Origin of the sequence: uncultured Adlercreutzia sp., assembly GCF_958431955.1 — a bacterium.
In the GTDB taxonomy this organism is placed as follows: Bacteria; Actinomycetota; Coriobacteriia; order Coriobacteriales; family Eggerthellaceae; genus Adlercreutzia.
Genome location: NZ_CAUASN010000010.1, coordinates 1 through 23,196 on the forward strand (window position 1 = coordinate 1; position 23,196 = coordinate 23,196).

The 23,196-nt window shown below is 64.6% G+C and carries 25 protein-coding genes and 1 tRNA gene; 13 read left to right on the forward strand and 13 right to left on the reverse strand.

Translation table 11 applies throughout. The features are described 5' to 3' along the window. Positions 1 to 347: 347 nt before the first annotated feature. Together Q5064_RS04630 and Q5064_RS04635 are read left to right on the forward strand one after the other, a co-directional pair. Complete coding sequence (locus Q5064_RS04630) at positions 348 to 758, forward strand: hypothetical protein (RefSeq protein ID WP_302962670.1); 411 nt, start codon at positions 348 to 350, stop codon at positions 756 to 758. Positions 759 to 822: 64 nt separating this feature from the next. Continuing rightward, positions 823 to 897, forward strand: a tRNA-Val gene (locus Q5064_RS04635). A gap of 89 nt (positions 898 to 986) precedes the next feature. Here Q5064_RS04635 and Q5064_RS04640 read toward each other — a convergent pair. The 10 genes from Q5064_RS04640 to Q5064_RS04685 form a co-directional block, all read right to left on the reverse strand. After that, the gene (locus Q5064_RS04640) at positions 987 to 1,661 is read right to left on the reverse strand and encodes a site-specific integrase (RefSeq protein ID WP_302962672.1); all 675 of its coding nucleotides are present in this window, start codon (positions 1,659 to 1,661) and stop codon (positions 987 to 989) included. Positions 1,662 to 1,679: 18 nt separating this feature from the next. Then, positions 1,680 to 2,168 (reverse strand): hypothetical protein, encoded by a 489-nt coding sequence (locus Q5064_RS04645; protein WP_302962674.1) that lies wholly within the window; start codon positions 2,166 to 2,168, stop codon positions 1,680 to 1,682. Positions 2,169 to 2,304: 136 nt separating this feature from the next. After that, positions 2,305 to 2,562, reverse strand: coding sequence for a DUF2283 domain-containing protein (locus Q5064_RS04650; RefSeq protein WP_302962676.1), 258 nt, complete (start codon positions 2,560 to 2,562; stop codon positions 2,305 to 2,307). After that, positions 2,559 to 2,921: a hypothetical protein gene (locus Q5064_RS04655; RefSeq protein WP_302962678.1), complete on the reverse strand. Its 363-nt coding sequence runs from the start codon at positions 2,919 to 2,921 to the stop codon at positions 2,559 to 2,561. Before Q5064_RS04655 ends, Q5064_RS04650 begins: the two co-directional genes overlap by 4 nt. Beyond that, on the reverse strand, positions 2,914 to 3,204 hold the full coding sequence (locus tag Q5064_RS04660) for a DUF3467 domain-containing protein (protein ID WP_302962680.1): 291 nt from the start codon (positions 3,202 to 3,204) through the stop codon (positions 2,914 to 2,916). The genes Q5064_RS04655 and Q5064_RS04660 overlap by 8 nt, the downstream gene beginning before the upstream one ends. Positions 3,205 to 3,242: 38 nt before the next feature. Beyond that, a complete protein-coding gene (locus tag Q5064_RS04665) occupies positions 3,243 to 3,749 on the reverse strand; it encodes a hypothetical protein (RefSeq protein WP_302962682.1) in 507 nt (168 codons plus the stop codon). Between the two features lie 95 nt (positions 3,750 to 3,844). After that, positions 3,845 to 4,588, reverse strand: coding sequence for an adenylate/guanylate cyclase domain-containing protein (locus tag Q5064_RS04670; protein WP_302962684.1), 744 nt, complete (start codon positions 4,586 to 4,588; stop codon positions 3,845 to 3,847). Continuing rightward, the gene (locus tag Q5064_RS04675) at positions 4,588 to 5,085 is read right to left on the reverse strand and encodes a Pycsar system effector family protein (RefSeq protein WP_302962685.1); all 498 of its coding nucleotides are present in this window, start codon (positions 5,083 to 5,085) and stop codon (positions 4,588 to 4,590) included. Before Q5064_RS04675 ends, Q5064_RS04670 begins: the two co-directional genes overlap by 1 nt. 126 nt (positions 5,086 to 5,211) lie before the next feature. Further along, entirely contained in the window at positions 5,212 to 5,976 is a 765-nt protein-coding gene (locus Q5064_RS04680; RefSeq protein ID WP_302962687.1) for a hypothetical protein, read from the reverse strand. Then, entirely contained in the window at positions 5,973 to 6,428 is a 456-nt protein-coding gene (locus Q5064_RS04685) for a helix-turn-helix transcriptional regulator (protein WP_368389095.1), read from the reverse strand. The genes Q5064_RS04680 and Q5064_RS04685 overlap by 4 nt, the downstream gene beginning before the upstream one ends. Before the next feature lie 234 nt (positions 6,429 to 6,662). Here Q5064_RS04685 and Q5064_RS04690 point away from each other — a divergent pair, with 234 nt between their 5' ends. Continuing rightward, a complete protein-coding gene (locus Q5064_RS04690) occupies positions 6,663 to 6,860 on the forward strand; it encodes a helix-turn-helix transcriptional regulator (protein ID WP_302962691.1) in 198 nt (65 codons plus the stop codon). 318 nt (positions 6,861 to 7,178) lie between these two features. Next, a complete protein-coding gene (locus Q5064_RS04695; RefSeq protein WP_302962692.1) occupies positions 7,179 to 8,678 on the forward strand; it encodes a basic amino acid/polyamine antiporter in 1,500 nt (499 codons plus the stop codon). Between the two features lie 162 nt (positions 8,679 to 8,840). Here the strand turns inward: Q5064_RS04695 and Q5064_RS04700 are convergent, their stop codons facing one another. Beyond that, positions 8,841 to 9,779: a diacylglycerol kinase family protein gene (locus Q5064_RS04700; RefSeq protein WP_302962694.1), complete on the reverse strand. Its 939-nt coding sequence runs from the start codon at positions 9,777 to 9,779 to the stop codon at positions 8,841 to 8,843. 67 nt (positions 9,780 to 9,846) lie between these two features. Between Q5064_RS04700 and rnd the strand changes: the two genes are divergently transcribed. From rnd to Q5064_RS04725, 5 genes are all read left to right on the forward strand, one after another. Further along, positions 9,847 to 10,998: a ribonuclease D gene (rnd, locus tag Q5064_RS04705; RefSeq protein ID WP_302962695.1), complete on the forward strand. Its 1,152-nt coding sequence runs from the start codon at positions 9,847 to 9,849 to the stop codon at positions 10,996 to 10,998. A 134-nt stretch (positions 10,999 to 11,132) separates the two neighbouring features. Then, positions 11,133 to 11,798 carry a zinc metallopeptidase gene (locus Q5064_RS04710; protein WP_302962696.1) on the forward strand — a complete coding sequence of 222 codons (666 nt, stop codon included), beginning with the start codon at positions 11,133 to 11,135 and terminating at the stop codon, positions 11,796 to 11,798. Between the two features lie 40 nt (positions 11,799 to 11,838). Then, positions 11,839 to 13,260: an exodeoxyribonuclease VII large subunit gene (gene xseA, locus Q5064_RS04715; protein ID WP_302962698.1), complete on the forward strand. Its 1,422-nt coding sequence runs from the start codon at positions 11,839 to 11,841 to the stop codon at positions 13,258 to 13,260. Between the two features lie 14 nt (positions 13,261 to 13,274). Next, positions 13,275 to 13,544 (forward strand): exodeoxyribonuclease VII small subunit, encoded by a 270-nt coding sequence (gene xseB, locus Q5064_RS04720; protein ID WP_302962700.1) that lies wholly within the window; start codon positions 13,275 to 13,277, stop codon positions 13,542 to 13,544. 144 nt (positions 13,545 to 13,688) lie between these two features. Continuing rightward, positions 13,689 to 14,909 (forward strand): acetate/propionate family kinase, encoded by a 1,221-nt coding sequence (locus Q5064_RS04725; RefSeq protein WP_302962702.1) that lies wholly within the window; start codon positions 13,689 to 13,691, stop codon positions 14,907 to 14,909. A 213-nt stretch (positions 14,910 to 15,122) separates the two neighbouring features. On the opposite strand, the gene Q5064_RS04730 is transcribed toward Q5064_RS04725, so the two are convergent. Beyond that, a complete protein-coding gene (locus Q5064_RS04730; RefSeq protein WP_302962704.1) occupies positions 15,123 to 17,081 on the reverse strand; it encodes an FAD-dependent oxidoreductase in 1,959 nt (652 codons plus the stop codon). A 263-nt stretch (positions 17,082 to 17,344) separates the two neighbouring features. Between Q5064_RS04730 and Q5064_RS04735 the strand changes: the two genes are divergently transcribed. Continuing rightward, complete coding sequence (locus Q5064_RS04735; protein ID WP_302962705.1) at positions 17,345 to 18,799, forward strand: LuxR C-terminal-related transcriptional regulator; 1,455 nt, start codon at positions 17,345 to 17,347, stop codon at positions 18,797 to 18,799. Here Q5064_RS04735 and pta read toward each other — a convergent pair. Then, entirely contained in the window at positions 18,771 to 19,763 is a 993-nt protein-coding gene (gene pta / locus Q5064_RS04740) for a phosphate acetyltransferase (RefSeq protein ID WP_302962706.1), read from the reverse strand. The two genes, Q5064_RS04735 and pta, sit on opposite strands and share 29 nt — an antisense overlap. A 228-nt stretch (positions 19,764 to 19,991) precedes the next feature. Here pta and glf point away from each other — a divergent pair, with 228 nt between their 5' ends. Genes glf through Q5064_RS04755 form a run of 3 tightly spaced genes read left to right on the forward strand, consistent with a single transcriptional unit; the run spans position 19,992 to position 23,173 of the window. Next, positions 19,992 to 21,266, forward strand: a complete 1,275-nt coding sequence (gene glf, locus Q5064_RS04745; protein WP_302962708.1) for a UDP-galactopyranose mutase — start codon at positions 19,992 to 19,994, stop codon at positions 21,264 to 21,266. 11 nt (positions 21,267 to 21,277) lie between these two features. Then, on the forward strand, positions 21,278 to 22,297 hold the full coding sequence (locus tag Q5064_RS04750) for a glycosyltransferase family A protein (protein ID WP_302962710.1): 1,020 nt from the start codon (positions 21,278 to 21,280) through the stop codon (positions 22,295 to 22,297). 48 nt (positions 22,298 to 22,345) lie between these two features. Continuing rightward, positions 22,346 to 23,173 (forward strand): type III pantothenate kinase, encoded by an 828-nt coding sequence (locus Q5064_RS04755; RefSeq protein ID WP_302962711.1) that lies wholly within the window; start codon positions 22,346 to 22,348, stop codon positions 23,171 to 23,173. The last annotated feature ends 23 nt before the right edge of the window (positions 23,174 to 23,196 follow it).

Consider the following 23,196-nt stretch of genomic DNA (forward strand, 5'->3'; position numbering starts at 1 on the left):
GAGCATCACCTTGCCAAGGTGAGGGTCGCGGGTTCGAATCCCGTTGTCCGCTCCAGAACTTCCAAGCTCCCTTCGGGGAGCTTTTCTTTTTCCGCCGGCTTCTCGCGCGCCGTGCGGGCCGCGCACGCTCGCGCCGACGGGCTGGGGCGCCATGCCGCGGCCTGGTGCAACCCCTACCTGGAGCCCCGCGCACGTTTGCGCTGGCGGCCCGGGGCGAAGGGGGCGGCAGGGGATCCCCGCGTCTGGCTTCTCGTTCCATTCTTCCTTGCTCACGCGCACAAAAAACAGGGGGACGCTGTGGTACCATGGCGGTAGAGAACCGATTCGGCCGTGAGAGGCGGTGCCCGATGGAGACGAGCAAGGTGAAGTGCCGCGAGTGTAAGACGCGCGCGACCCAGTACGAGGGGATGCTGCCCACGGCGGGCATCGCGAAGGTGCTCGTCGCCGGCATCGCCATCTACGTGATCGGCCTGTGGGTGCTCGTGGCCCTCGCGGGGATAACGACCGGCAACGAGGCCGAGGCCGGCTTCATGGACATGCTGATACTGCTCGCGGTGGCCGTGACCGCCGCCACGGCGGGCGTGGTCTGGTGGATGGTGCGCCCCAAGTGGGGGAAGGTGGTCATCTGCGACAAGTGCGGCGCCCGCTACGCGGTCACGTTGCCCCCCAAGTACGCCAACGACTGGGCCTACGACAAGATAGCCCCGTCCAAGGCCCCCGAGCTGCCCGAGGGTACCGATGCCGAAAATTTCCTTTGACAGCGAATGACTTTCTGTTAAACTACTATCTCGCTGCAACGGAGACGTTGCGCGTGCCCTGAATGCGCGATTAGCTCAGGGGGAGAGCACTACCTTGACACGGTAGGGGTCACAAGTTCAAATCTTGTATCGCGCACCATGAAACACCAGGTCGGAAGGCATTTCTTCCGGCCTTTTCTTTTGCCGAAAATCGCCCTGCTGCGAAAAAACTACGAATTTTCGCGGAGGTCACCAGTCCACCACCTTCAGGGCGTTCTTCTTGTCCTCCATATCGACGTGGTTGTAAATGTCCATGGTTGTGGAGAACTTCGCGTGCCCTGCGATGGTCTGGAGCACCTTCGGATCTACCTTCCGCCGCGCCAGCTCCGTGATGTAGCTGTGTCGCAGCTCGTGCAGCGTCCATCTCTCCAGGCCCAGTCCCTTGCGCTCGCGCGTCCACCATCGCGTGGAGGAGTGGGGGGAGCATCCTGTTTCCCAGCCCGTCGCCCACGAGCGGGGTCTCAGGCCCAAGCACGGGGCCGTCCGTCTTGAGGCGCTTGCGGGTGTTGCGGTAGCGGCGCTCGATGTCGGCGATGCGGGCGTCGATGTCCGCCAGGGCGCTCTCCGTGAGGGGGGGAGGTCGCGGACGCCCGCCTTCGTCTTCGGCTCCTTCAGGTTGCCTCCGTCGTCGTAGCTGTGGCGGATGCGCAGCGCCATGGCATCCCTGTCCACGTCGCCAACCGACAGCCCGTGGGCCCTTCCGCGCCTGATGCTGGTCTTCACCATGAGCCGCATGGCGAACTGGATCGGATCCTTGGGGCTCAGCTTCTCCACGAGCGCCACGATGCCGTCCCGGCGCATCGCCTTGCGCTCCACGGTGTCCAGCGACGGGGCGTCGGCGAAGCCGCAGGGGTTCGAGGCCATGTGGCCGTCCTTCACCGCCTAGCGGAACATCCGGTGCAGCGTCACGTGGATGCTGTTGACGTAGGTGCCAGACAAAGGCCTTCCAGAGGGGCTGTGGCCGTCCAGGAGGGCCTTGTACGTCTTTTCGAGGGTCCTGGGGCCGTATCTCGCCAAACGGGCCTTGGAGAGGTGCATCTTGGCGCATTTCATCTGACTGCAATTCTTGAGCCACATCCCGTGGGCGCAGCTCTTGCGCCGCTCCTCCAGCCAAGCATCGGCGTACTCGCCGAAATCCATATCCGATCTGCGCTGCGCGTTGCTCCGCTCGATCTCGGCGATGAACTCCCTAAGGGCGCGGTTGGCCTCCGACGGGGTGCCGTTGAGCTTCCTGGTTCTTGGAGGGTACTTTCCGGTGGCGAGGTCGCGCCCGACGCTCACGCGCAGCTCCCACTTCCTGCACCGGCTCCTCGGCACCGACTTGTCCAGTTGGACGAAGGTGCCCTTTCCGCGCACTTTCACGCCAGCCATGGTGTAGAATTCACCTTGCCTTCCGTTTATTCGGTTGGTATCTCTTTTGAACCCCGCCTCCGTCGCCAAACTGATGCGGGGTTCTATTTTTTGCTTGGTGCTTAGTTGAATTAGCCGAAAGGGGTTCGACTTGAGGCTACGCCAAAGTTAACTCAAGAGGAGAGCGTGACGGTATTGCTATCGATGAGGGGCGCTGTCCGTACTTCCGCCTGAAACCCTCGATCTCGATGCCGACAACATCGTCCCTGCGCTCGGTGTCGTAGGCGTAGAGCAGATGCACGCCAGGATAGATCTCTTCCTCGTCCGAGAACGGCGACTCGCCGAGGCGGAAAAACATCACGTCAGTGGCGTCGTCGTAAACGGCGTCGTCGAATCTGGCGCTCAGCCTCATCATTTTTCGAGTCCTTTCTTGAATTCCTGGCCCATGTGTACTATAGCACCATCGCTTGAGTACTTGCTGGTTCTGAACGCACTTGTAAGAACACCGGGGTCTTCGCCGTGCTCTACGACCGCTTTCATAATGGGCGGCCCCTGCTCCCACGGCATATGCTTGTAGTATACCAGACGTTTAGCGTGCTCCTCTTCCTCGTGTCCGGTTTTGGCTACGATGTCCGGATCTTCTATGCACTGGATCAGCTCGCCGTCGGTGAACGGCTGCGGATGCTTCAGTCGGTGGGCCGTCAAGGTGGATTCGTAGACCACCACGGTGCTGCTCGTCACGGGGGAGGAGGCGGTCAGAACCACCTTAGGCATTGTCACCCTCCGCGCCTCCGTCGAAGTGCCTGTTCAGCAGGTCGCGCAATTCGGCAAGTTTCTCCGAGGTCATGATTACACGGGATACCACTTTGGCCGGGGCCTCCATTGTGTCAATGTTGGTGTGCGCGAGATCGATGTACATGAAGTCTATCCTTGACTCTCCGCTGTTGGTGTACATCTCGAACCCGTTGGAGAACACTCCGCCGAAATCCGATATGTCCATGTTGATGGCAAGGCTGATCTGCTTCACTTCGTTTACGGTTTCTTCTCTTGCGTCCATGTCTCTTCCTTTCTCTCTTTTCTTCCGGAACGCTGGCGCTAGCTCACGCGCTCAAGCCGCACCGTCTTCGTGGTGCCCATGGCGGACGCCTCGTAGCTGATCTGCCCGTCCTCGTAGGTGAACGCCTTGGTCTCGTCACCGGACGCGAGCATGGCCTTGCTGGTCTGCTCGGTATCGTTCACCGAGTCCCATGCGAACACGTCCTCCACGGTCTTGCCGTCGGTCGGATCGACGGTGCCCGCCCAGTAGAGGGACTTCGTGTCCCCGCCGTCGCTCACCCAGTTGATGGTGATGGTGCCGCCGTCGATGACGGCCTCCTGCCACGAGTCCTCGGACTCGTTGTTGACGGACTTCCATGTGCCGTCCAGGCTCAGCGCCTCGGCCTCCGGCTCTTCCTTCGCGGGCTCTTCCTGCTGGGGGGCGGCCTGTTGCTCGGACGGTGCCGTCTGGGGTTGCTCGGCCGCGGGCTTCTCCTCGGCCCCGGAGCATCCGGCGAGCGCCAGAGCGAGCGCGCCCGATGCGGCGATTGCTACGATCTTCTTCATGGTCTCTTCCTTTCTCGTTTTGCTTGCTATTTGGTAAGGGATCGCTTTAGATTTGCTCTGATTTTTCTGTTCTACAAGTTGATTTTCCCCGGCAACTAATCTGACATACCGCTATTGATCCATTCGTTCATGTTGGTCATGACGACATTGCAGTATCGGGCCCCGAACATAACTGAGTCGCATCGGTGAAACCAACTCTCAGGACTCTTCTCAGGTATGCGCTTATTGTATTCGTCTATAAGGTTAGAATAAGCCATGCTGGACAGGAAGATGCGGCTGTAGCCGTTCTTGTCGCCGTAGCTTGAAAGCTTTGCCGCCTTCGACACGGCGTCTCCCATCCATACAATCGAGTTGATCCCCGTGTCTTTTCTCCCCGCCTTTATGACATGGTCGTTTCCGACCGCTACGCCGATGCCGGCTCGAATCTTGCCGAGGTTTCTGCGTGTCAATATCTTGTTGAGCATATTGATATAGGTGTTAACCCAAACAGCTTTGTCGAATACCTCGTAGATGTCGCTTTTGAGGGGTGTGGTGTAGATCGCGTAAACGCAATCTCCGCGAATGCCCAGTTCCCGTTCCCGGTCGTCTCCCCTCAGTATCTCAATTACCTCGGAAGTGAATGAGCGCACCACTTTTGCGACGTACTCCTGATCCTTATTCGACATTAGCTCAGTCGAGTTACGTATATCGACAAAGATGGCCATTATCCACGAATGGTAGGCGTTATCAAACGTGAAGCTGTCTCCTGATGGAAGCGAGCCTTTCTCCACCACTTCCATCTTGCCATCAAAAATAGCCTCGACGCGTTGTTTTCCTTTTTTGTAGTCATACACCACCATCAAACTCCAATCGCATAGAAAATTGAGAATATGATAAGCGCTCCTATCAAGAAAAGTAGCGCTATGGTTGCCCGCCGGTTCCAGGTAGTCTTTCGTTCGAATATTCTTGAATTTTCGTATATTTGAGAAGCAATGTCGTCATCTAGGCTGTAATCGTTTCTTGCTAACGAATCGAAGTATTTGTCAGCGCTTCCAAGCTCTGCGATCTTTCCCGCGTATATCGAAGAACTGCTGGGACACTTGGATCGAGGGACAATTGAAGCGAGCAGGGAGCCGACAACCAAGACAGTGGCGATTGATGCAATGACCATGGCGAGCATCGCTAGTGCTCTCATCGAAGCAAAAGAGTCGTAGACGGCTTGCGAGAACGACTCGTTTGAGAACAATATCGCCGCGATGCCGGCGAGAACAGCGGTGATGATGCCGTTCTTGGAATCGATGCATCTAACGGCTTCCGTTGTTCTGTCGAGAACCCATTTGAGGTCTGAAGTGTCCATTAATCTATCTCCTTGCTTGCTTGGAACCACACCACTGTGCCGATAAGCTCAACGCTATGCTCGTCACTGGCGGTTATCACGATATCCTCGTGCTCCGGGTTGGCTAGGGTTTTGCTGGTGGTTTGCTTATTCCATCAACCCCATCACGTGGTAATCGAACACTCGCGGGTCGAAAACGAGCATTCCCTCGTCGATGCTGGCGAGACGTATCTCAAGGGGGCAGTTTGTGCCGCCGATCTCCTTCGTGTGCGACTCCACGAGAGCGGGATTCGCGTCGATGGCCGAACGGGCCTCGTCGCTGAGGTTCCATATCGTGCTCATGTCGCCGTGCAAGTCCGTCTCGATGACGGATCCTTCCATTTCCGCAAGAACGCCGGGGTTGCGCTCCTCGATGACGCGCGTCCAACCGCTGCCCGCCGGCTCGATGAACGGGCCGGAGTAGTAGCACATGGCGACGATGAACCTCGCTGTAGGCTCAAGGCCCTTGATCTTCCTCACCATGTCGGCTTCCCGCTGGCGGGCCTCCTCCCGCCCCCGATCCGCGATGTCTCCCAGCCTCTCGTTCTCGGCCTCAAGTTCCGCGATGCGCTCGGCGCTCTTCGCCGCCGACTCCTCCAGCTCCTTTATGCGGGCGTCCCTCTTGCCCAGCTCCCTCGCCGCCAGCAGCTTCCTGACGTTCCACCCCGCCAGGAACGCGAGCGCGGCCACGAGGATCGGCCACATGACGAAGAGCACGTCGTAGGCCTGCCCCCCAACCATCTCCGGCGATATGCCGATCCATGCGAAGAGCCCTATGGGGAAGCCCAGCGATCCGATGATCGCGAGGGCAAGCGCAAGGCCCTTGCTCTCCTTGGCCCGCTGCCACGATCCTTTCTCTTCCTTCCCGCTCACCTACGCGCTCCTTTCCACCGGGGGCGGTACTCGTACATCCCCCGGCTTTTTTGAACGCGCACGGCGTTGCCGTCTGCCGCCAGCTCGGCGATGCCGAGAAGCCGCTCGCGTCCGTCGGCGTTCATGGACTCCCAGTAGCCGTTCAGCGCCTCCTGAGCCGGATCGGAGTAGGACACGGGGGGAGTGTAGCCCGCTATGGCGTCGATGGAGCAGCCGAGGATGACCGCGCAGTCGTAGGCCTGCTTGAGAGACAGCATGCGCTCGCCTCTCTCCCGTGTGCCATATCTACTGGTTTTCACCCCTAGCTTCTCGGCCATTTCGTCTTGAGAAAGACCTTTGAGAGTTCGCAGCTTTTTCAACTGTAAGTCCATCTTCTGCCCGTTCCCTTCAGCGCAAATCATACATGGATATTCGAATGACTTCAGCAGAAAGATAAAATTATTGCTTAACATTCCATCTTTATATTAATTTGATCTGAAATACTTTATCAGAAAGCTGAAGTATCAAGGAGATCCGTGTGAGAAGGAGCAGCATGGGAAAAAGAATCGGCGGAATATCGTCGCCTTCGGCATAGGGGGGTGCTCGGGCACCCTCGCGTTGGCCGCCTTCGTGCCGGCGTGGCCGGTCTTCTTTCTGGCCTCGCTGGCCCTCGTCAGCTACCGGATCGGGAGAGGGGGTGAAGGCAAGTGAGCTACGGCAACGAGAAGGCGGCGCGCAACCTCAAGGTCGAGCGGGCCAAGCGCGGCTGGAGCCAGGAGGAGCTGGCGGAGGCGTGCGGCGTCGGACAGAACAGCATCGCCTGCTACGAGATGGGCGGAACCACGCCCGGCTTAGATCAGGCGCTCAAACTCGCGGAGGCTATGGCATCTCCATTGATGCCATAGTCGACTGGCAACCGCCAGAGGAAACCGGAGAAGACAGCGAAGTGATGAGCAAGATCGCAGCACGGTAGAGGTCACAAGTTCAAATCTTGTATCGCGCACCATGAAACACCAGGTCGGAAGTTTGAACGCTTCCGACCTTTTTTCTTCTCTCCTTTCCTTTTGGAAACAGCGTGGAAGCGAGATCCTGTTCCAGGGAATAAGCTCACCTTCTCCGTCATCTGTTACGCGATGGTTACTTGGCCAAATTGTGGCGATGCTGTGACTGCGCCTGGGGTATCATGGTGTGCAATGTATTCCTATCGAGGAGTTGGTCTTTCCATGAGCAATGAATCTCTGACCACCGGGGGCGCCGCGGCACCGCAGGCTTCCCAAGACGGCGTGACGAATCCGAACGGCATCGGGCTGTTCCGCCTCGTCACCACGGTCATCACCCTCATCGTCGGCGCCGGCGTGTTCACCCTGGCCGGCGATCAGGCCGCAGGAGGGGCGAGCGGCGCGGCCATCATCACCGCCTGGTCCATCTCGGCCATCGGCGTGTTCTGCCTGGTCATGACGTTCTTCGCGCTCTCCCGTGTGAAGCCCGACCTGAAGGGCGGCATCTACACCTACGCGAGCACCGGCTTCGGCGACTTCCTCGGCTTCAACTCCGCCTGGGGCTACTGGATCAGCGCGCTTCTGTGCACCGTCAGCTTCTCGGCCCTGCTCTTCGGCGCCCTGTCCTACTTCTTCCCGATCTTCGGCACCGGCACCGACCTGGCCGCCGTCATCGGCGCGTCGGTCATCATCTGGTTCTACGCCTTCCTCGTGAGCCGCGGCATCAGCGAGGTGACGCTCATTAACGCGGTCATCACCATCTCGAAGTTCGTGCCCCTGCTCATCGCCATCATCGCCATCATCTTCCTGGGGGCCTTCAACCCCGAGATCTTCATGGCCAACCTGCAGACCGGCGCCGATCCCGAGCTCGCCTTCATGGACCAGGTGCAGTCGGCCATGATGGTGACCATCTGGGTGTTCATCGGCATCGAGGGCGCGGTGGCCATCTCCGGGCGCGCCCGCAAGTCGAAGGACGTGGGCAAGGCCACCATTATCGCGTTCGTGTGCGTGCTCACGCTGTACATGATGGTGTCGCTTTTGTCCATGGGCGTCATGCCGCTCTCCGAGCTCGCCAACCTGGAGAACCCGGCGCTCGCCTACGTGATGCAGGCGGCCGTGGGCGACTGGGGCGCCATCCTCATCAACTTCGCCGTGTCGCTCTCGCTTATCGGCGCCATGCTCGGCTACACGGTGCTCGCCAGCGAGTCGCCCTTCGAGGCGGCCGAGGAGGGCGTGTTTATCAAGGCCTTCGCGAAGACCAACGATAAGGGCGCGCCGGTGGTCACGCTCGTGGTGACGAACTGCATCATCGAGCTGTTCCTCATCACGTGGCTGTTCACCGACTCCACCTACCAGTTCTTCTACACGCTGTCGGCCGGCATGATCCTTCTGCCCTACCTGCTGTCGGCGGCCTACTTCGCGAAAGTGGCCTTCAAGGAGCCCGAGGCCTTCCGCGGCAAGCTCGCGGCGCCGCTGTGGTTCTGGCGTATCCTCGGCGTCGTCGGCGTCATCTACAGTCTGTTCTTGTCCTGGGCCGCCGGCGTGCTCGGGCTCATCCTCATGTGCCTTCTGTACCTGCCCGGCGTGATCATGTACATCTGGGGCAAGCACGAGCGCGGCGAGAAGTGCTTCCAGAACACGCGCGACAAGGTGGTGCTCGCCATCATCGTGCTGGCGGCCTGCGTGTCGGTGTACCTGCTCGTCACCACGCCCGGGCTCGTGTAGCGCCGAGGCGCCCGCATCCCGTAAACACAGCGAGGCCCCGGATGATCCGGGGCCTCGTTTGCGTTCTGGCTCGGGTGGGCGCGGGGTGCGCTCGGGCGGCGCAAAGTGGCCGGCGTTTGACGTTGGGGAGTCGCGTGCGGCGGCCGGCGCGTCCCGGCGCCTCTAGTCGAGCCGCAGCGGCTCGGCGCTCTCCTCGTCGTAGAGGGCCAGGCACTCCTCGCTCACCACGAAGCGCGCCGCCTCGGGCAGCATGCGGGCGGTGAAGGGGGTGGCGGTGCCGGTCACCTCGCCGTCGTACTGCACGGCCAGCGGCGGCGTGGCCTCCACGGTCACCTCGCGGCCGCGGTAGACCTGCAGGCTGCCGGGGCGCGTGGGGAACTCCCCGCCGCGGTCGAGCATGCAGCTGAGCAGGGCGGGGATGAGCCCCACCGCATCGTGGGTGTTCATGACCACGATGTCGAACATGCCGTCGCGGGGCATGTTCTCGTGGACCACCGAGATGTCGAACTGCAGCTTCGAGAAGTTCACCACGAGCACCCCCACTCCCTGGGTCTTGATGCGCTCGCCGTCGACGGTCAGCGCGATCTCGGAGAACTGCGGCGAGGGGTTGGCGAAGGCCGAGGTGAAGTAGGCCATGGGGCCGAGCAGCTTCTTCGAGGCCTCGGCGCCTTGCATGATGGTGGCGTCGTAGCCGGCCCCGGCGATCATGGTGAAACCGCGGCGCGTGCCGTCGGACAGCTCTATCTCGCCGATGTCGAAGTCCATAAGGCGGCTCTCGCGCATGAGCTTGGCCAGGGCGTGGGGCTCGGCCGGCGAGGCCAGGTTCAGCGCCAGCAGGTTCGCGGTTCCGGCGGGGAAGGGCAGGAGGGGGATACCGGTCTCGGCCAGGAGGTAGGCGGCCGTGGCCACGGTGCCGTCGCCGCCGGCGGCCACCACGGCGTCGAAGTCCTCGGCGTCGCAGAGGAAGTCGGCCAGATCGGTGCAGCCGCTCGTGCACCGCACGCAGATCTCGTCTCCGTCGCGGCTGAAGGCGCGCATGAAATCGTAGATGGCGCCGTCGCGCAGCCCCGAAGACAGGTTGTTCACGATGAGCAGTTTCACACAAGTCCTTTCCCTTTGCTATCATGGGATGGTACTACAACCGACACCGCGACGAACAAGGACCAACGTGGAATACATTGCGAACCAAGAAAACCTCGAGGCCTTCGCCCGCCGGGCCGCCTCCTCTTCGGTTCTGGCCATCGATACGGAGTTCCTCCGGGAGAAGACCTACTACGCGAACTTGTGCCTGCTGCAGCTGGCCACCGACACGGAGGTGGCCGTGGTGGACCCGTTCGCCGTCGAGGACCTCTCGGTCGTCGTGCCCCTGCTGGAGGATCCCACCATCGTGAAGCTCTTCCACGCCGGCGGCCAGGACCTCGAGATACTCTACCGCGAGCTCGGCGTGCTGCCGAGCCCCCTGTTCGACACCCAGGTGGCCGCGACGCTTCTGGGGCACACCCAGCAGATCGGCTACGGGCCGCTCGTGCACAGCCTGTGCGGGGTGAACCTGAAGAAGAGCGACTCGTTCACCGACTGGTCGCGCCGCCCTTTGTCCGACTCGCAGCTCGAGTACGCGGCCGACGACGTGGTGTATCTGCCGAAAATGTACCGCATCATGCGGGAGCGCCTGGAGGCGAAGGGGCGCCTGTCCTGGCTCGACAACGACTTCGCGTCCATGGCCGACCCGGCCAACTACGTGAGCGACGCGGGCGAGCGGTTCCGGCGCCTGAAGCGCGTCGGCCAGCTCAGCCGCCGGCAGCTCTCGGCGGCCCGCGAGGTGGCCTGCTGGCGGGAGCTTGCGGCCCAGGAGCGCAACCTGCCCCGCAAGTGGGTGCTCACCGACGAGCAGGTGGTGGAGGCGTGCCGGCGCGAGTCGCGTACCATCGACGAGCTGTTCATGGTGCGCGGGGTGCGGGAGAAGCTGTGCACACGGGACGCCCGCGCCGTGGTGGCCGCCCTCGCCCGCGGGCTGGACGCGCCGCCGGAGAAGTGGCCGGAGCTCGACAAGTGCCTGAAGAGCGAGCCGAACGTGGACGCGGAGCTCGACCTCATGGAGGCCCTCGTGCGCCTGCGGGCGAAGGAGAACGACATCGCCATGCAGACCCTGGCGAGCCACGGCGACTTGGCCAAGGTGGCCCGCGGCTACCGCGAGGGGATCGACGTCCTGCACGGGTGGAGGCGGGCCATCGTGGGGGAGGAGCTGCTCGATCTCCTCGCCGGCCGCATCGCCTTGTCGCTGGGCCCCGACGGCCTCGTCGTCACGCCCGTGGGAGCCTAGCCGCTCGCGCGGGCGCGGCGCGCCCTTTACGTATCTTTCACGCATTCGCCGCCGAGCGGGCCGCCGGCCGGGGCGCTTGTCTATAATAGCGTCCAAACATTTTCGGAAGCGTACTTCCCAAGGAGTGAGAGACGATGATTTCCAACAGCTACCTCATGCTCGTCGTGGTGACCCTGATTATCGGCCTGGGCGCCCAGTGGTATGTGAACCACAAGCTGAAGACCTACAACCACGTGGCGAACTCCACGGGGCTCACCGGCGCCGAGGCCGCTCGCCAGATGCTCGCCTACTACGGCATCACCAATGTGCAGGTGTTCCGCGGCGGCCCCGGCCAGGACTACTTCGACCCGCGCAGCAACTCGGTGACGCTGTCGCCGGAGGCCTACGACGGGCGCACCATCACGGCCACGGCCACCGCCTGCCACGAGGTGGGCCATGCCTGCCAGTACGCCCAGGACTACGCCCCCATGAAGATCCGCGGGGCCATCGTGCCGGCGGTGAATTTGGCCTCCAACGCCTGGATCTTCCTGCTCATGGCCGGCATCTTCCTGCATATCTCGGGGCTGACCACGGCCGCCATCGTCATGTACGCCGTCGTGGTGCTCTTCCAGCTGGTCACGCTGCCGGTGGAGTTCAACGCCTCCCAGCGCGCCATGGTCTACATGGGCCAGATCGGGCTGCCGGCCGACGAGCGCAAGGGCGCCTTCGACGTGCTGCGTGCTTGCGCCTTCACCTACCTGGCCGCGGCGCTCACCTCCATTCTGCAGCTGCTCTGGCTGCTCGGCCAGCGCGAGGACTAGGCGCGGTCGGGGCGGTCCGATGGCAGACGCGGCGGAATCCGTGGCAACTGAAGAGGAGGCCGAGCCGGCGCTGTCGGTGTCGGCCGCCATGGGGCTTGCCAAGGGCGCCCTGGAATCGGTGGTCGTGCGCCTGGTGGGCGAGGTGTCCGAGGTGAACGACAAGCCGGGCTACAAGGCCGTCTACTTCACGGTGAAGGACGAGAAGGCGTCGCTGCCCTGCATGATGTGGATGAACCGCTACCAGGCCGCCGGCGTGCAGCTCGCCGTCGGCGCGCTCGTGGAGATGACGGGGCGCTTCTCGCTGTACGCGGCGAAGGGCCGCATGAACTTCGACGTGTTCACGGTAACGCTCGCCGGCGAGGGGCAGCTGCGCCTGCAGGTGGCCAACCTCGCCCGGGAGCTGGAGGCCATGGGCCTCATGGCCGCCGACCGCAAGCGCCCCCTTCCCGCCTACCCGGAGGTTATCGGCATCGTTACCTCGCCGCGCGGCTCGGTCATCCACGACATGCTCCGCACGCTGCGCCGGCGCTACCCTTTGGCGAAGGTGCTCTTCGCCGGGGTGCCCGTGGAGGGCCCCGGCGCGGCGGATGCGATGGTGGAGGGCCTGGCGAAGGTGGTGTTCGCCGGTGCCGAGATGGTGCTTTTGGGCCGCGGCGGCGGCTCCTTCGAGGATCTCATGCCCTTCAACGACCGGCGGCTCGCCCGCACCATCGCCGCGTGCCCCGTGCCCGTGGTGACCGGCATCGGGCACGAGCCCGACACCACCATCGCCGACATGGTGGCCGACGTGCGCGCGAGCACCCCCACCGCCGCCGCCGAGGCCGTGGCCCCCGCGCGCGAGGAGACCGACGGGCGCCTGGCCGCGCTCGGCCGCGCGCTGCACCGGGCCGAGGAGCGCCGCCTCGAGGGCGCCGCCCGCGCCGTCGAGCGTCTCGGCGCCCTGCCGCTGTTCCGCGAGCCGACGCGCCTGTTCGACGCCGAGGCGCTCGCCCTGGATGACCTGTCCGACCGCCTCTCGAGGGCGCTGCCCGCTATGCTCCGGGAGGACCGGCACCGGCTCGAGCTGCTCTCCTCGGCGCTCTCCCGCATGCTGCCCGGGCTGCTCGCCGGACCCACCGGCTCCCTCGGCGCCGCCCGCGACCGCCTGGCGCTGCGCGGGGGCACCCTCGTCGAGCGCTTCCAGACGGCGGTGGCCGACGATCGGCGGCGGCTCCTGAGCGCCGGGGAGCACCTTCCCGAGCGCTTCGGCGCGGCGCTCTCGGTGAACGCCGCACGCCTGCACGACCTCTCGCCGCTCGCGGTGCTCGCCCGCGGCTACGCCATCGCCCGCGACGGGGAGGGGGCCGTCGTGCGCTCGGTCGGGCAGGCAGAGCCCGGATGCCCGCTTGTCGTGGCCGTCTCCGACGGCACGATCGACTGTACCGTGAACGCCGTTCGCCGGGAAGGCGATGCGGCCGAATGACGAAAGGAACGTCCATGACCGAACAGGCAACCGAGGGCGCCGCTGCGCGCCCCGTCGACGAGCTCACCTTCCGCGAGGCCTTAAGCGAGCTCGAGTCCATCGTGGCGGTGCTTGAGAGCAACACGCTCGAGCTGGAGGAGAGCCTGGCCAGCTACGAGCGCGGCGTGGTGCTGCTCGGCTCGCTCCAGAAGCGCCTCGCCGGCGCCGAGCAGCAGGTGGAGGTGCTCATGGGCGAGCTCGTGTCCGCTCCCGACGACGCGGAGCGCGATACGACGCTCTCCTAGTTGCGGATGGCGCCGTCTGCGGGGGTTATCCGCGCTCGATCGGCAATCGAACGTCCGCTCGCCGATGGGGGCGCATCCCGCCGCGGGGCGCTTTCGCGGTGCTCCTACAATAGGTGAATACCCATTGATTAGGAGGTAGGTCCCGTGAACGTCCTCGTTATCAACGCTGGTTCCTCGTCGCTGAAGTACCAGCTCGTCAACGTCGAGACCCAGGAAGTGCTCGCCAAGGGAATCTGCGAGCGAGTCGGAAGCGCCGAGGCGTTCCACAAGCACGGCATCGATGAGAACGAGCTCGTCATCGACGAGCCCATGGAAGACCACAACGCCGCCATGGCCGTCGTGCTCGAGGCGCTCACCTCGGGTCCGAACAAGGCCATCGACTCGCTCGACGATATCGACGCCATCGGGCATCGCGTCGTGCAGGGCGGCAAGTACTTCGATCGCTCCGTCGTCATCGACGACGACGTCATCGCCAAGATCGACGAGTTGGCCGAGCTCGCGCCCCTGCACAACAAGGCGGCGCTCATGGGCATCGAGGCCTGCCGCACCCAGATGCCGGGCAAGCCCATGGTGGCCGTGTTCGACACGTCGTTCTTCCAATCCATCCCGCCGAAGGCCTACATGTACCCGCTGCCTTACGAGCTGTACGAGAAGCACGCCATCCGCAAGTACGGCGCCCACGGTACCTCGCACCGCTACATCTCCGAGCGCGCGGCCGCCATCATGGACGAGCCCATCGAGGACTTGAAGCTCATCACCTGCCATCTCGGCAACGGCTGCTCGGTCTCGGCCATCGACCACGGCGTGGCCGTGGACACCTCCATGGGGCTCACCCCGCTCGACGGCCTCATGATGGGCACCCGCTGCGGAGCCATTGACCCGGCCATCGTGCCCTTCATCATGGAGAAGGAGAACCTCACCACCCAAGAGGTGAACGACCTCATGAACAAGAAGAGCGGCCTTTTGGGCATCTCGGGCATCTCCAACGACCTGCGCAGCGTGCGCCAGGCCTCCGAGGAAGGCGACGAGCGCGCCCAGCTCGCCTACGACATGTACTCCAACTCCGTGAAGAAGTACATCGGCCAGTACATCGCCGTCATGGGCGGCGTGGACGCCATCGTGCTCACCGCCGGCGTGGGGGAGAACTGCGACAAGATGCGCCGCATGATCTTCGCGGGCCTGCAGCCGCTCGGCATCAAGATCGATCCCGAGAAGAACAAGCTGCGCGGCCACGAGCGCGAGATCTCCACCGACGACTCCGAGGTGCGCATCATCGTCATCCCCACCAACGAGGAGTACATGATCGCCCGCGACACCTACCAGCTCGTGAAGGAGGGCTCCCTGGAGGTGTCCGAGCTGGCGTAGGACCATCTGATATACCGCGATCTTTCCGGTCCCGAGAGCACGCCCCCTGTGCGCTCGGGGCTTTTCTCGTGCTGGGACGGATCGGCTGTGCATGGGAGGGCGGCCTCCGCGCGCCGCACACGACAAAGGAAGCGGAGCCTGCGTGGGCGGGCTCCGCTTCCAGTGGGGAGGGAGGGGGCTGAGTTTCCCGCCCCCTTTATCGCATCAGGCTACTTACTTCACCTGGGCGAGGGCGTTGTTCACGGCGTCCTTGAGGGCCGTGCTCGAGACGGTGGCGCCGGCCACGGCGTCCACCTCGGTGGACTGGGTCTCGATGATCTGGGCCGGCAGGGCGTCGAGGGCCTTGCTGCCCACACCCGCGGTCTCCTGCTGCTGCACGATGTCGATGGCCGCGATCTTGTCGCCGTCCATGGTCACCTTCACGGCCAGCTCATTGCCCATGCACAGGGTGGAGGTGCCCAGGTACTCGTTGTCGCCGAGCTGCACGGACTGCGCCGGGTCGGGGTCGACCTGGTGGCTGCCGCTGCCGGCGGTGTAGACGATGTTGGACTCCACGCCCATGGGCAGCACGGGCAGCGGGTCCTTCTCAACCGCGGCGTTCGCACCGGCGATGCTGCCGAAGATGAGGCACTCGGCCATGTTGCCGCCGCCGTTGTACTGATACGGGGTCATGCCGCCGAACTCGCCCGCGGAGTAGAGGTGGGGGATCGGCTCGCCGTCGGTGCCCACGACCTCGGCACGGGCGTTGCGGCGGGCGCCGCCCTGGGTGTTCAGGAAGGCCTGGATCATCTCGATGGCGTAGAAGGGGCCGTCGCCGAAGGCGCGCATGGTCTCAGCGGCGCGGTAGAATGCCGGGTCGTAGCCCTCCTCGGCCATCTTGTTGAAGTCGGTCACGGTCTGCTGGAGCTTGCCGGCCGGGATGCCCAGGGCCTCCTCCAGCTCGGCGATGCTGTTGGCGCTCACGACCTGGTCCTCGAAGCCCGCGGGAATGCCGTGGTACTCCTCGGTGATGGCCTTGTTCTGGGCCGCGTCCCACACCATGTAGGTGTTGCGCGGACGCTTGGGGCTGATCCAGTCGCCGTTGCTCGGCACGTGGCCGTGACGGTTGTACACGTCCTCGCGCAGGTAGCGCTCGCCGCCGTTGCCCACGACGATGATGCTGCCGGACAGGTTGCGCAGGTCGTTGAAGGTCTTGGCGTGCTGGTCCTCGGGCACCACGAAGGAGATGCCGCCCAGGGCGAAGCAGTTGCCCTCGAAGGCCTCCATGTGCCACAGATCGGCGCCCACGCCCATGGCCATCTTGATGCCGTCGCCGGTGTTGAACAGCGTGCCGGCCGGGCTGCTCTTGGTCAGGCCCAGGTAATCCTCGACCATTTCCTTGTTGTTCTCAAAGCCGCCCATGGTCATGACGACGCCGTTCTTGGCGCGCACGTTCACGGTCTCGCCGGCCTTGTCGATCTCGACGCCGATGACGGCCTTGCTCACCGGATCCTGGATGAGGTTCATGCCGGGAGCCATGTACCACACGTCGATGCTGTCGGACATGGACATGACCTTGTTGCGGTACACCTTCCACAGCGCGGAGTTGCACACGTTGTCGCTCACGGTGAGCACGTGCAGGTCCTCGCCGCCCTCGAGCTCGGGATACTCGGGCGCGAACATGCCGATGAGCGGCTGGGCGGAGGAGTCGTACTTCCAGTCGAGGAAGTTCTCCTCGGGCACGCCGAAGAAGTCGCGCAGCATGTTCTTGGTCTGGGTGAGGCCCTCGGCGTACACGTCGAAGAGCTCTTCATCGATGGAGAAGTCGCCGGCCATGGCCTTGTTGTAGGCGAGCATGGACTCCTTGTTGTCGGAGTTCAGGATGATCTGGCCGCAGAAGCGCGAGTTGCCGCCCTCCATGCCCTGGGGCGCCTTGTCGACCAGCAGCACCTTGGCACCGGCGTCGGCGGCGTAGCAGGCGGACACAGCGCCGGCGGCGCCGAAGCCGATGACGACGACGTCGTACTCGCCGTCCCAGGCGATGGTGTCGGCGAAGGTGGAACCCTCGCCGGTGGCGGCCATAGCCGAGCCGCCCTTGCCCTCGGGCGCGCAGCCCGCCAGGCCGAGACCCGCGATGGCCGCGACGCCGGCGGCCGAACCCGTGAGGAACTCACGACGCGAAAACTTGCTCATTTCCACTCCCTTACGTTCGTAGGTTTCGGTCGCCCCTCCCTATAAGTTGCGACCGGTTGAGGGCGGGAGGCCCTCGAGACGACCTCACTATAGCGAGCAGGCGGCGGTTACCGTGAGAGGTAACAGCAGGGTAACAAGAGGTAGAATTCGCTAACCCACCCCGCTAACCCACTGCTCACCCGTGGTATTCCGCGGTAAAGTCAAGGGTGGTAATGGGCTTTCCTTTATGGTTTGATGAAGGCCGCTTATCAAGGGAGGGAACTATGAACCGTTTGGCATCGGCGGCGGCGTCCCTGCGCGCGGGATTCGAGGAGCAGTTCGCGACTCCCGGCGCGGCGAGCCTGTTCGTGGGGCTCGGCTGCAACCTGGCCTTCGTCGGGCAGGTGTACTTCTGGCCGGCGATGTGGCACACCTCCGCGCTCATGGTGTCCTATACCGACGCCACCTACGTCGCCGAGCTCTTGTGCGCCTTGCTGCTGGTGCTGCGGTTGAGGGATACGGCGCGGCCGCCTTTCGGGCGCGCGGCGGTGTGGCTGCTCGCCGCTCTCGTGCAGGCAACGCTCGTGCTGTACTGCGTCCTCTTCGGGATGGGGGTGGAAATTCCCCAAGCGTTCAACTGGGTATGCGGGGCCATCTTCGGGCTGTACCTCCCGGTGGTCATGCTCGCCTGGTTCGCGGTGCACCTGCGCTTGGGCGCGGCACGCATCGTGTGGAACATCATGCTGTCGGCCGTGTTCGCCTCGTTCGCCATCTGGGTCTTCTCGGGGCTCGAGGCGGTGAAGATCTGCGTGTGCATGGGGGTTTTGCTGCTCATCGGCACGTTCGTGCTCACGCGGAAGCTGGCCGCCCTGCCGGCCGCCGCCGAGGCCGCAGATGCCGCCGAGGCGGGCTTCAGCTATCCGCCCTCGGCGACGTTCCTGTTCAGCTTCGCGTTCATCACCGCCATCTCCTTCGCCGGCATCGGCGGCGAGAGCGCGTCGTTTGCCACCGGGGCCTTCTTCGCCCCCATGCTCGTCGTGTGCGCTGCGGCGCTGCTGCTCAACGTCTCGTCGTTCCCGCTGGCAAGCGTGGCCGTGCCCGCCATCGTGATGGCCACCATCGCGGCCTCGTCCCTGAACCTCGATCCCGCCATCTCGTTCGACTTGGCGGCTTTGGGCATGTTCTTGTTCTTGACCTATGCCGTGGTGCTGCTCGTCGCGGGCATGCAGGGGCGCCCCCGCGAGGCGGCCCGGGCGTTTCTGGGGCTTATGGTCGCCTTCGCCGCCGGCTGCATCGCAGGGCGCGTCGTCATGGCGCTCTGCATCGTGTTCGCGGGCTCCTGGTCGTCGGACATCCTCATCATCTTGTCCATCGTCGCCGCCAACGCGGCCATGGTTATCCTCATCCGCCGCGGCGTCACTCCGCGCCGGGCCGAGGAACTGCTGTCACGGGAAGAGAGCGACGGGAGCGGCGGAGCGGGGCGGCTTCCCCTCGCGCAGATCGACCGTATCGCGGCCGAGCGCAACCTCGGCGAGCGCGAGCGGGAGGTGCTCGTGCTCTTGCTGGAGGGGAAGTCGGCTGCGGAAGTGGCCCGGGAAATGGTCGTGGCGAACGGGACCGCGAAGTCGCACATTCGCCACGTGTACAAGAAGCTCGGCGTCCACAGCCGTGACGAGCTCTTCGATATGTTTGGCGTGAGCCGGGGCTCGGTTACTTCCCCTGAGCCTGGACGGCGGTGATGGCCACCACGCCCACGATGTCGTCGGCCGAGCAGCCGCGGGACAGGTCGTTCACCGGCGCGGCGATGCCCTGGAGGATGGGGCCGTAGGCCTCGGCCTTCGCCAGGCGCTGCACGAGCTTGTAGCCGATGTTGCCGGCATCGATGTCGGGGAACACGAGCACGTTGGCGCGCCCGGCCACGGGGGAGTCGGGGGCCTTCGCCGCGCCGATCTCGGGCACGATGGCGGCGTCGAGCTGCAGCTCGCCGTCTACCGTAAGCTCGGGCGCGAGCTCCTTCACGAGCGCCGTGGCGCGCACCACCTTGTCGGCGTCGTCGTTTTTGGCCGACCCGTAGGAGGAGTGCGACAGCATGGCCACCACCGGCTCGGCGCCGTCGATGAGGCTTCTCCAGGCGGCCTCGGCGTTGATGGCGATCTGGGCCAGGCGCTCGGCGTCGGGCTGCACCTCCAGGCCGCAGTCGGAGAACAGGAAGGTGCCCTTGTGCCCCAGCTCGCAGTCGGGCACGTTCATGACGAAGAACGAGCTCACCATCGACGCGCCGGGCGCGGTCTTCAGGATCTGCAGGGCCGGGCGCAGCACATCGCCGGTGGAGTGGCAGGCGCCGGAGACGAGACCCGCGGCCTCGCCCTCCTTCACCATCATCATGCCGAAGTACAGCTCGTTGTCCATGAGCTCCAGGGCCTGCTCGTACGTCATGCCCTTCTTGGCGCGCAGCTCCGCCAGGCGCGCGGCGTAGGGCTCGCGCAGCTCGGAGGCGAGCGGATCCACGATGCGGGCGCCCGCAAGGTCGCAGCCGGCCGCGGCGATGTCGTCGGGGTTGCCGAGGATGATGAGGTCGGCGATACCCTCGGCGAGGATCTTCTCGGCGGCCTGCAGGGTGCGGATGTCGTTGCCCTCGGGCAGCACGATGGTCTTCTTGTCGGCCTTCGCCTGGGCGATCATGGTATCGAGGAATGCGCTCACGGGCATCTCCTTTCTCCGGTGGGGATGAGTCCGCCTCCCATGATAGGGCACCGCCGCCCTTGCGCGGCCGTGTGGCGCGATGCACAGCCGGCGTGAGGTTCATATATTCGGTTTGTATGTGAACCTTTCCGCCGCCAGGCGGGGGAGTAGGTACAATATCGGCTGAGAACATCTGCCCCGACGCGCCCTGCGCCGCGGATTCCACCGAGACAGACCGAGGAGCCGCCCATGTCCGTGAACTACGCCGATTTTCGCGCCATCGCCATCGCCGACTTCGACGCGGTGGTCGTCGGCTCCGGATTCGCCGGCGCCGTGACCGCCCGCCAGCTGGCCGAGCAGGGCGGCCTGCGCGTCCTCGTCATCGAGAAGCGCCCGCACATCGCCGGCAACGCCTACGATGCCTACGACGAGGCGGGCATCCTCGTGCACCGCTACGGGCCGCACATCTTCCACACGAACAGCCGCGAGGCCTACGAGTTCCTCGGCCGCTTCACGAAGTGGTCGAGCTACCAGCACCGGGTGCTCGCCGACTGGTACGGCACCTACATGCCCGTGCCCTTCAACAAGAACTCCATGGAGATCGCCTTCGGCGACGAGAAGGCCGCCGTCCTCATCCAGAAGCTCATCGACACCTTCGGCGACGAGCGCAAGGTGACCATCAACGAGCTGCGCGCCCAGGACGACCCCGATCTGGCCGAGGTGGCCGACTTCGTGTACCAGAACGTGTTCCTCTACTACACCCAGAAGCAGTGGGGGCTCACCCCCGAGGAGGTCGATCCCTCGGTGACCGCGCGCGTGCCGGTGTTCATCTCGCGCGACGACCGCTACTTCCAGGACGAGTTCCAGGGGATGCCCGAGGACGGCTACACGCGCCTGTTCGAGGAGATGCTCTCCCACGAGCGCATCTGCGTGTGCCTGGACACCGAGGCCGAGAGCGTCTTCGAGCTCGTGTTCGAGAGCGGCGCCGAGGACGCGCCCCTTTCCGCCATCCGCATCAAGGGGGAGGCCTTCGACGGCCCCATCGTGTACACCGGGCCTTTGGACGAGCTCTTCCTCGCGCGCTTCGGGCGCCTGCCCTACCGCTCCCTCGAGTTCGTCTACGAGACCTTCGAGGAGAACTACCACCTGCCCTGCGGTACAGTGAACTACACGGTGACCGAGGACTTCACGCGCATCACCGAGTTCAAGTGGCTCACCGAGCAGAAGGGGCCGCGCACCACCATCATGCGCGAGTATCCCCGGGCCTACGAGGACCCGGCCACCCAGATTCCCTACTACGCCATCATCAACGACGAGAACACCGCGCGCTACGAGCGCTACCGGCGCCTGACCGACGCGCTGCCGAACTTCTACCCGCTCGGGCGCTTGGCCGAGTACCGCTACTTCAACATGGACAAGGTGGTCGTCGACGCCCTGGCCGCCTCCGAGCGCATCCTGTTCGCGCTCGATCACCCCGACGCGCCGGAAGCTGACGCCACTTCCTCTGCCACCCCCGCCTGCTAGGAGCCGCCGCCATGAAGACCATCACCTTCGCCGTGCCCTGCTACAACTCGGCCGCCTACATGGACCACTGCGTGGAAACGCTTCTGGCCTGCGGCGACGACATCGAGATCTTGCTGGTGGACGACGGCTCCACGAAGGACGACACCGCCGAGATCGCCGACCGCTGGGAGCGCGAGCACCCCGGTATTATTCGCGCCATCCACCAGCTCAACAAGGGCCACGGCGGCGCGGTGAACACGGGGCTTGCGAACGCGACCGGCTTCTACTTCAAGGTGGTCGACTCCGACGACTGGCTGGATGCGGCGGCCATGTTCCCGCTCATGGAGTACATGCGCAGCCAGGTGGAGGCGCCGGTGCCCTGCGACATGGTGGTGGCCAACTACGTCTACGAGAAGGTGGACGAGGGCGTGCAGAAGGTCATGGGATATTCCAACGTGCTGCCCGAGGGCTACGAGTTCGGCTGGGACGAGGTGGGCACCTTCCTGCCGAGCCAGTATTTGCTCATGCACTCGGTGTACTACCGCACCGAGATGCTGAAGAAGATGCACCTCACGCTGCCCGAGCACACCTTCTATGTGGACAACATCTTCGTCTACGAGCCGCTCGTGCACGTGCGCACCATGCGCTACTTCAACGTGGACGCCTACCGCTACTTCATCGGGCGCGAGGACCAGTCGGTCAACGAGAAGGTGATGATGGGCCGCATGGACCAGCAGCTGCGCGTCACCCGCCAGATGATCGACAACGTGGACCCGCAGGCAGTGCGCAACCGCCATTTGCGTCACTACCTGCGCAACTACCTCTCCATGATGATGTGCATCTGCTCGGTGTTCCTGCGCATGCGCGGCGGCGAGCAGGATGAGGAAGACCTCAAGGGCATCTGGGCCTACCTCAAGGAGCAGAACCCGTCGCTGTACCGGCGGGTGCGCACCAACGCGCTGAATTTGGCCACGAACCTGCCCACCGAGGCGGGCGAGCAGATCGGCCTCAAGGGCTACCGCATCGCCCAGAAGATCTTCAAGTTCAACTAAGTGTTCCGCTGGTTCGCAGGCCGCGGGCGTCTCTGAGGGGTGAGGACGATGGATCTGATTCTGGCCATCGACATTCGCAACACGCATACGCGGCTCGGCCTGGCCACGGGCGGGGTGCTCGCGGCCCAGTGGTCGGTGGGGACGGACGCCGGCTGTACGGCCGACGAGGCCGTGGCGGCCGTGGCCACGTTCTTCGACGCGGTGGACTGCGGCCTGACGCCGCTCGCGCCCGATGCGGCGCTCGCGCCGGGTGATCTGCCCGCCCGGGCGCCCCTGGCCGACGGCGCCATCATCGCCTCGGTGTTCCCCTCGCTTACCGAGGTGTGGGTGGAGGCGGCCCGGCGCCTGACCGGGACGCGCCCCCTCACGGTGGGGCCCGGGCTCAAGAGCGGCCTTAAGATGGCGTTTTCGGATCCCTCCTCGGTCGGCGCCGACCGCGTGGCCGAGATGGTGGCCGCGAAGTCGGCCTACGGGGCCCCGGTGCTCGTGGTGGACTTGGGCACCTCCACCACCTTCGAGCTGCTCGATGACGAGGGCTCGTTCAAGGGCGGCATCATCGCCCCGGGCATGCGCCTGGGCGCGGCGGCCCTGGCGAGCGGCGCCGCCCAGCTTCCCGCCGTGGAGCTGCGAGCGCCCCGGGCGCTTCTGGGGCGCACCACCGAGGCGGCCATGCAGGCGGGCATCGTGATGGGCGAGGTGGCCCGCATCGACGGGCTCATCGATATGATCTGGGAGGACGCCGGCTACAGGACGCCGGTGGTGCTCACGGGGCGCGGAGCGGAGTCCATTGCGGCCCTCATGGCCCACGAGGCCTCGGTGGACCAGACGCTCGGCCTGCGGGGGCTCGTAGAGCTCTACGCCCTGAACCGCCGCTAGGGCGCGCCGCCGCGAGCGCCCCC

Excerpts from the sequence above, each read along its gene's own strand:
- Q5064_RS04650 (WP_302962676.1), bottom strand. The coding sequence starts at position 2,562 with ATGATGAGGCTGAGCGCCAGATTCGACGACGCCGTTTACGACGACGCC.
- Q5064_RS04675 (WP_302962685.1), bottom strand. The coding sequence starts at position 5,085 with ATGGACACTTCAGACCTCAAATGGGTTCTCGACAGAACAACGGAAGCC.
- Q5064_RS04695 (WP_302962692.1), top strand. The coding sequence starts at position 7,179 with ATGAGCAATGAATCTCTGACCACCGGGGGCGCCGCGGCACCGCAGGCT.
- Q5064_RS04655 (WP_302962678.1), bottom strand. The coding sequence starts at position 2,921 with ATGCCTAAGGTGGTTCTGACCGCCTCCTCCCCCGTGACGAGCAGCACC.
- Q5064_RS04750 (WP_302962710.1), top strand. The coding sequence starts at position 21,278 with ATGAAGACCATCACCTTCGCCGTGCCCTGCTACAACTCGGCCGCCTAC.
- Q5064_RS04665 (WP_302962682.1), bottom strand. The coding sequence starts at position 3,749 with ATGAAGAAGATCGTAGCAATCGCCGCATCGGGCGCGCTCGCTCTGGCG.
- Q5064_RS04685 (WP_368389095.1), bottom strand. The coding sequence starts at position 6,428 with ATGTTAAGCAATAATTTTATCTTTCTGCTGAAGTCATTCGAATATCCA.
- Q5064_RS04755 (WP_302962711.1), top strand. The coding sequence starts at position 22,346 with ATGGATCTGATTCTGGCCATCGACATTCGCAACACGCATACGCGGCTC.
- Q5064_RS04670 (WP_302962684.1), bottom strand. The coding sequence starts at position 4,588 with ATGGTGGTGTATGACTACAAAAAAGGAAAACAACGCGTCGAGGCTATT.
- Q5064_RS04660 (WP_302962680.1), bottom strand. The coding sequence starts at position 3,204 with ATGGACGCAAGAGAAGAAACCGTAAACGAAGTGAAGCAGATCAGCCTT.
- Q5064_RS04640 (WP_302962672.1), bottom strand. The coding sequence starts at position 1,661 with ATGGCCTCGAACCCCTGCGGCTTCGCCGACGCCCCGTCGCTGGACACC.
- Q5064_RS04630 (WP_302962670.1), top strand. The coding sequence starts at position 348 with ATGGAGACGAGCAAGGTGAAGTGCCGCGAGTGTAAGACGCGCGCGACC.
- xseB (WP_302962700.1), top strand. The coding sequence starts at position 13,275 with ATGACCGAACAGGCAACCGAGGGCGCCGCTGCGCGCCCCGTCGACGAG.
- Q5064_RS04710 (WP_302962696.1), top strand. The coding sequence starts at position 11,133 with ATGATTTCCAACAGCTACCTCATGCTCGTCGTGGTGACCCTGATTATC.
- Q5064_RS04645 (WP_302962674.1), bottom strand. The coding sequence starts at position 2,168 with ATGGCTGGCGTGAAAGTGCGCGGAAAGGGCACCTTCGTCCAACTGGAC.
- glf (WP_302962708.1), top strand. The coding sequence starts at position 19,992 with ATGTCCGTGAACTACGCCGATTTTCGCGCCATCGCCATCGCCGACTTC.
- Q5064_RS04730 (WP_302962704.1), bottom strand. The coding sequence starts at position 17,081 with ATGAGCAAGTTTTCGCGTCGTGAGTTCCTCACGGGTTCGGCCGCCGGC.
- Q5064_RS04735 (WP_302962705.1), top strand. The coding sequence starts at position 17,345 with ATGAACCGTTTGGCATCGGCGGCGGCGTCCCTGCGCGCGGGATTCGAG.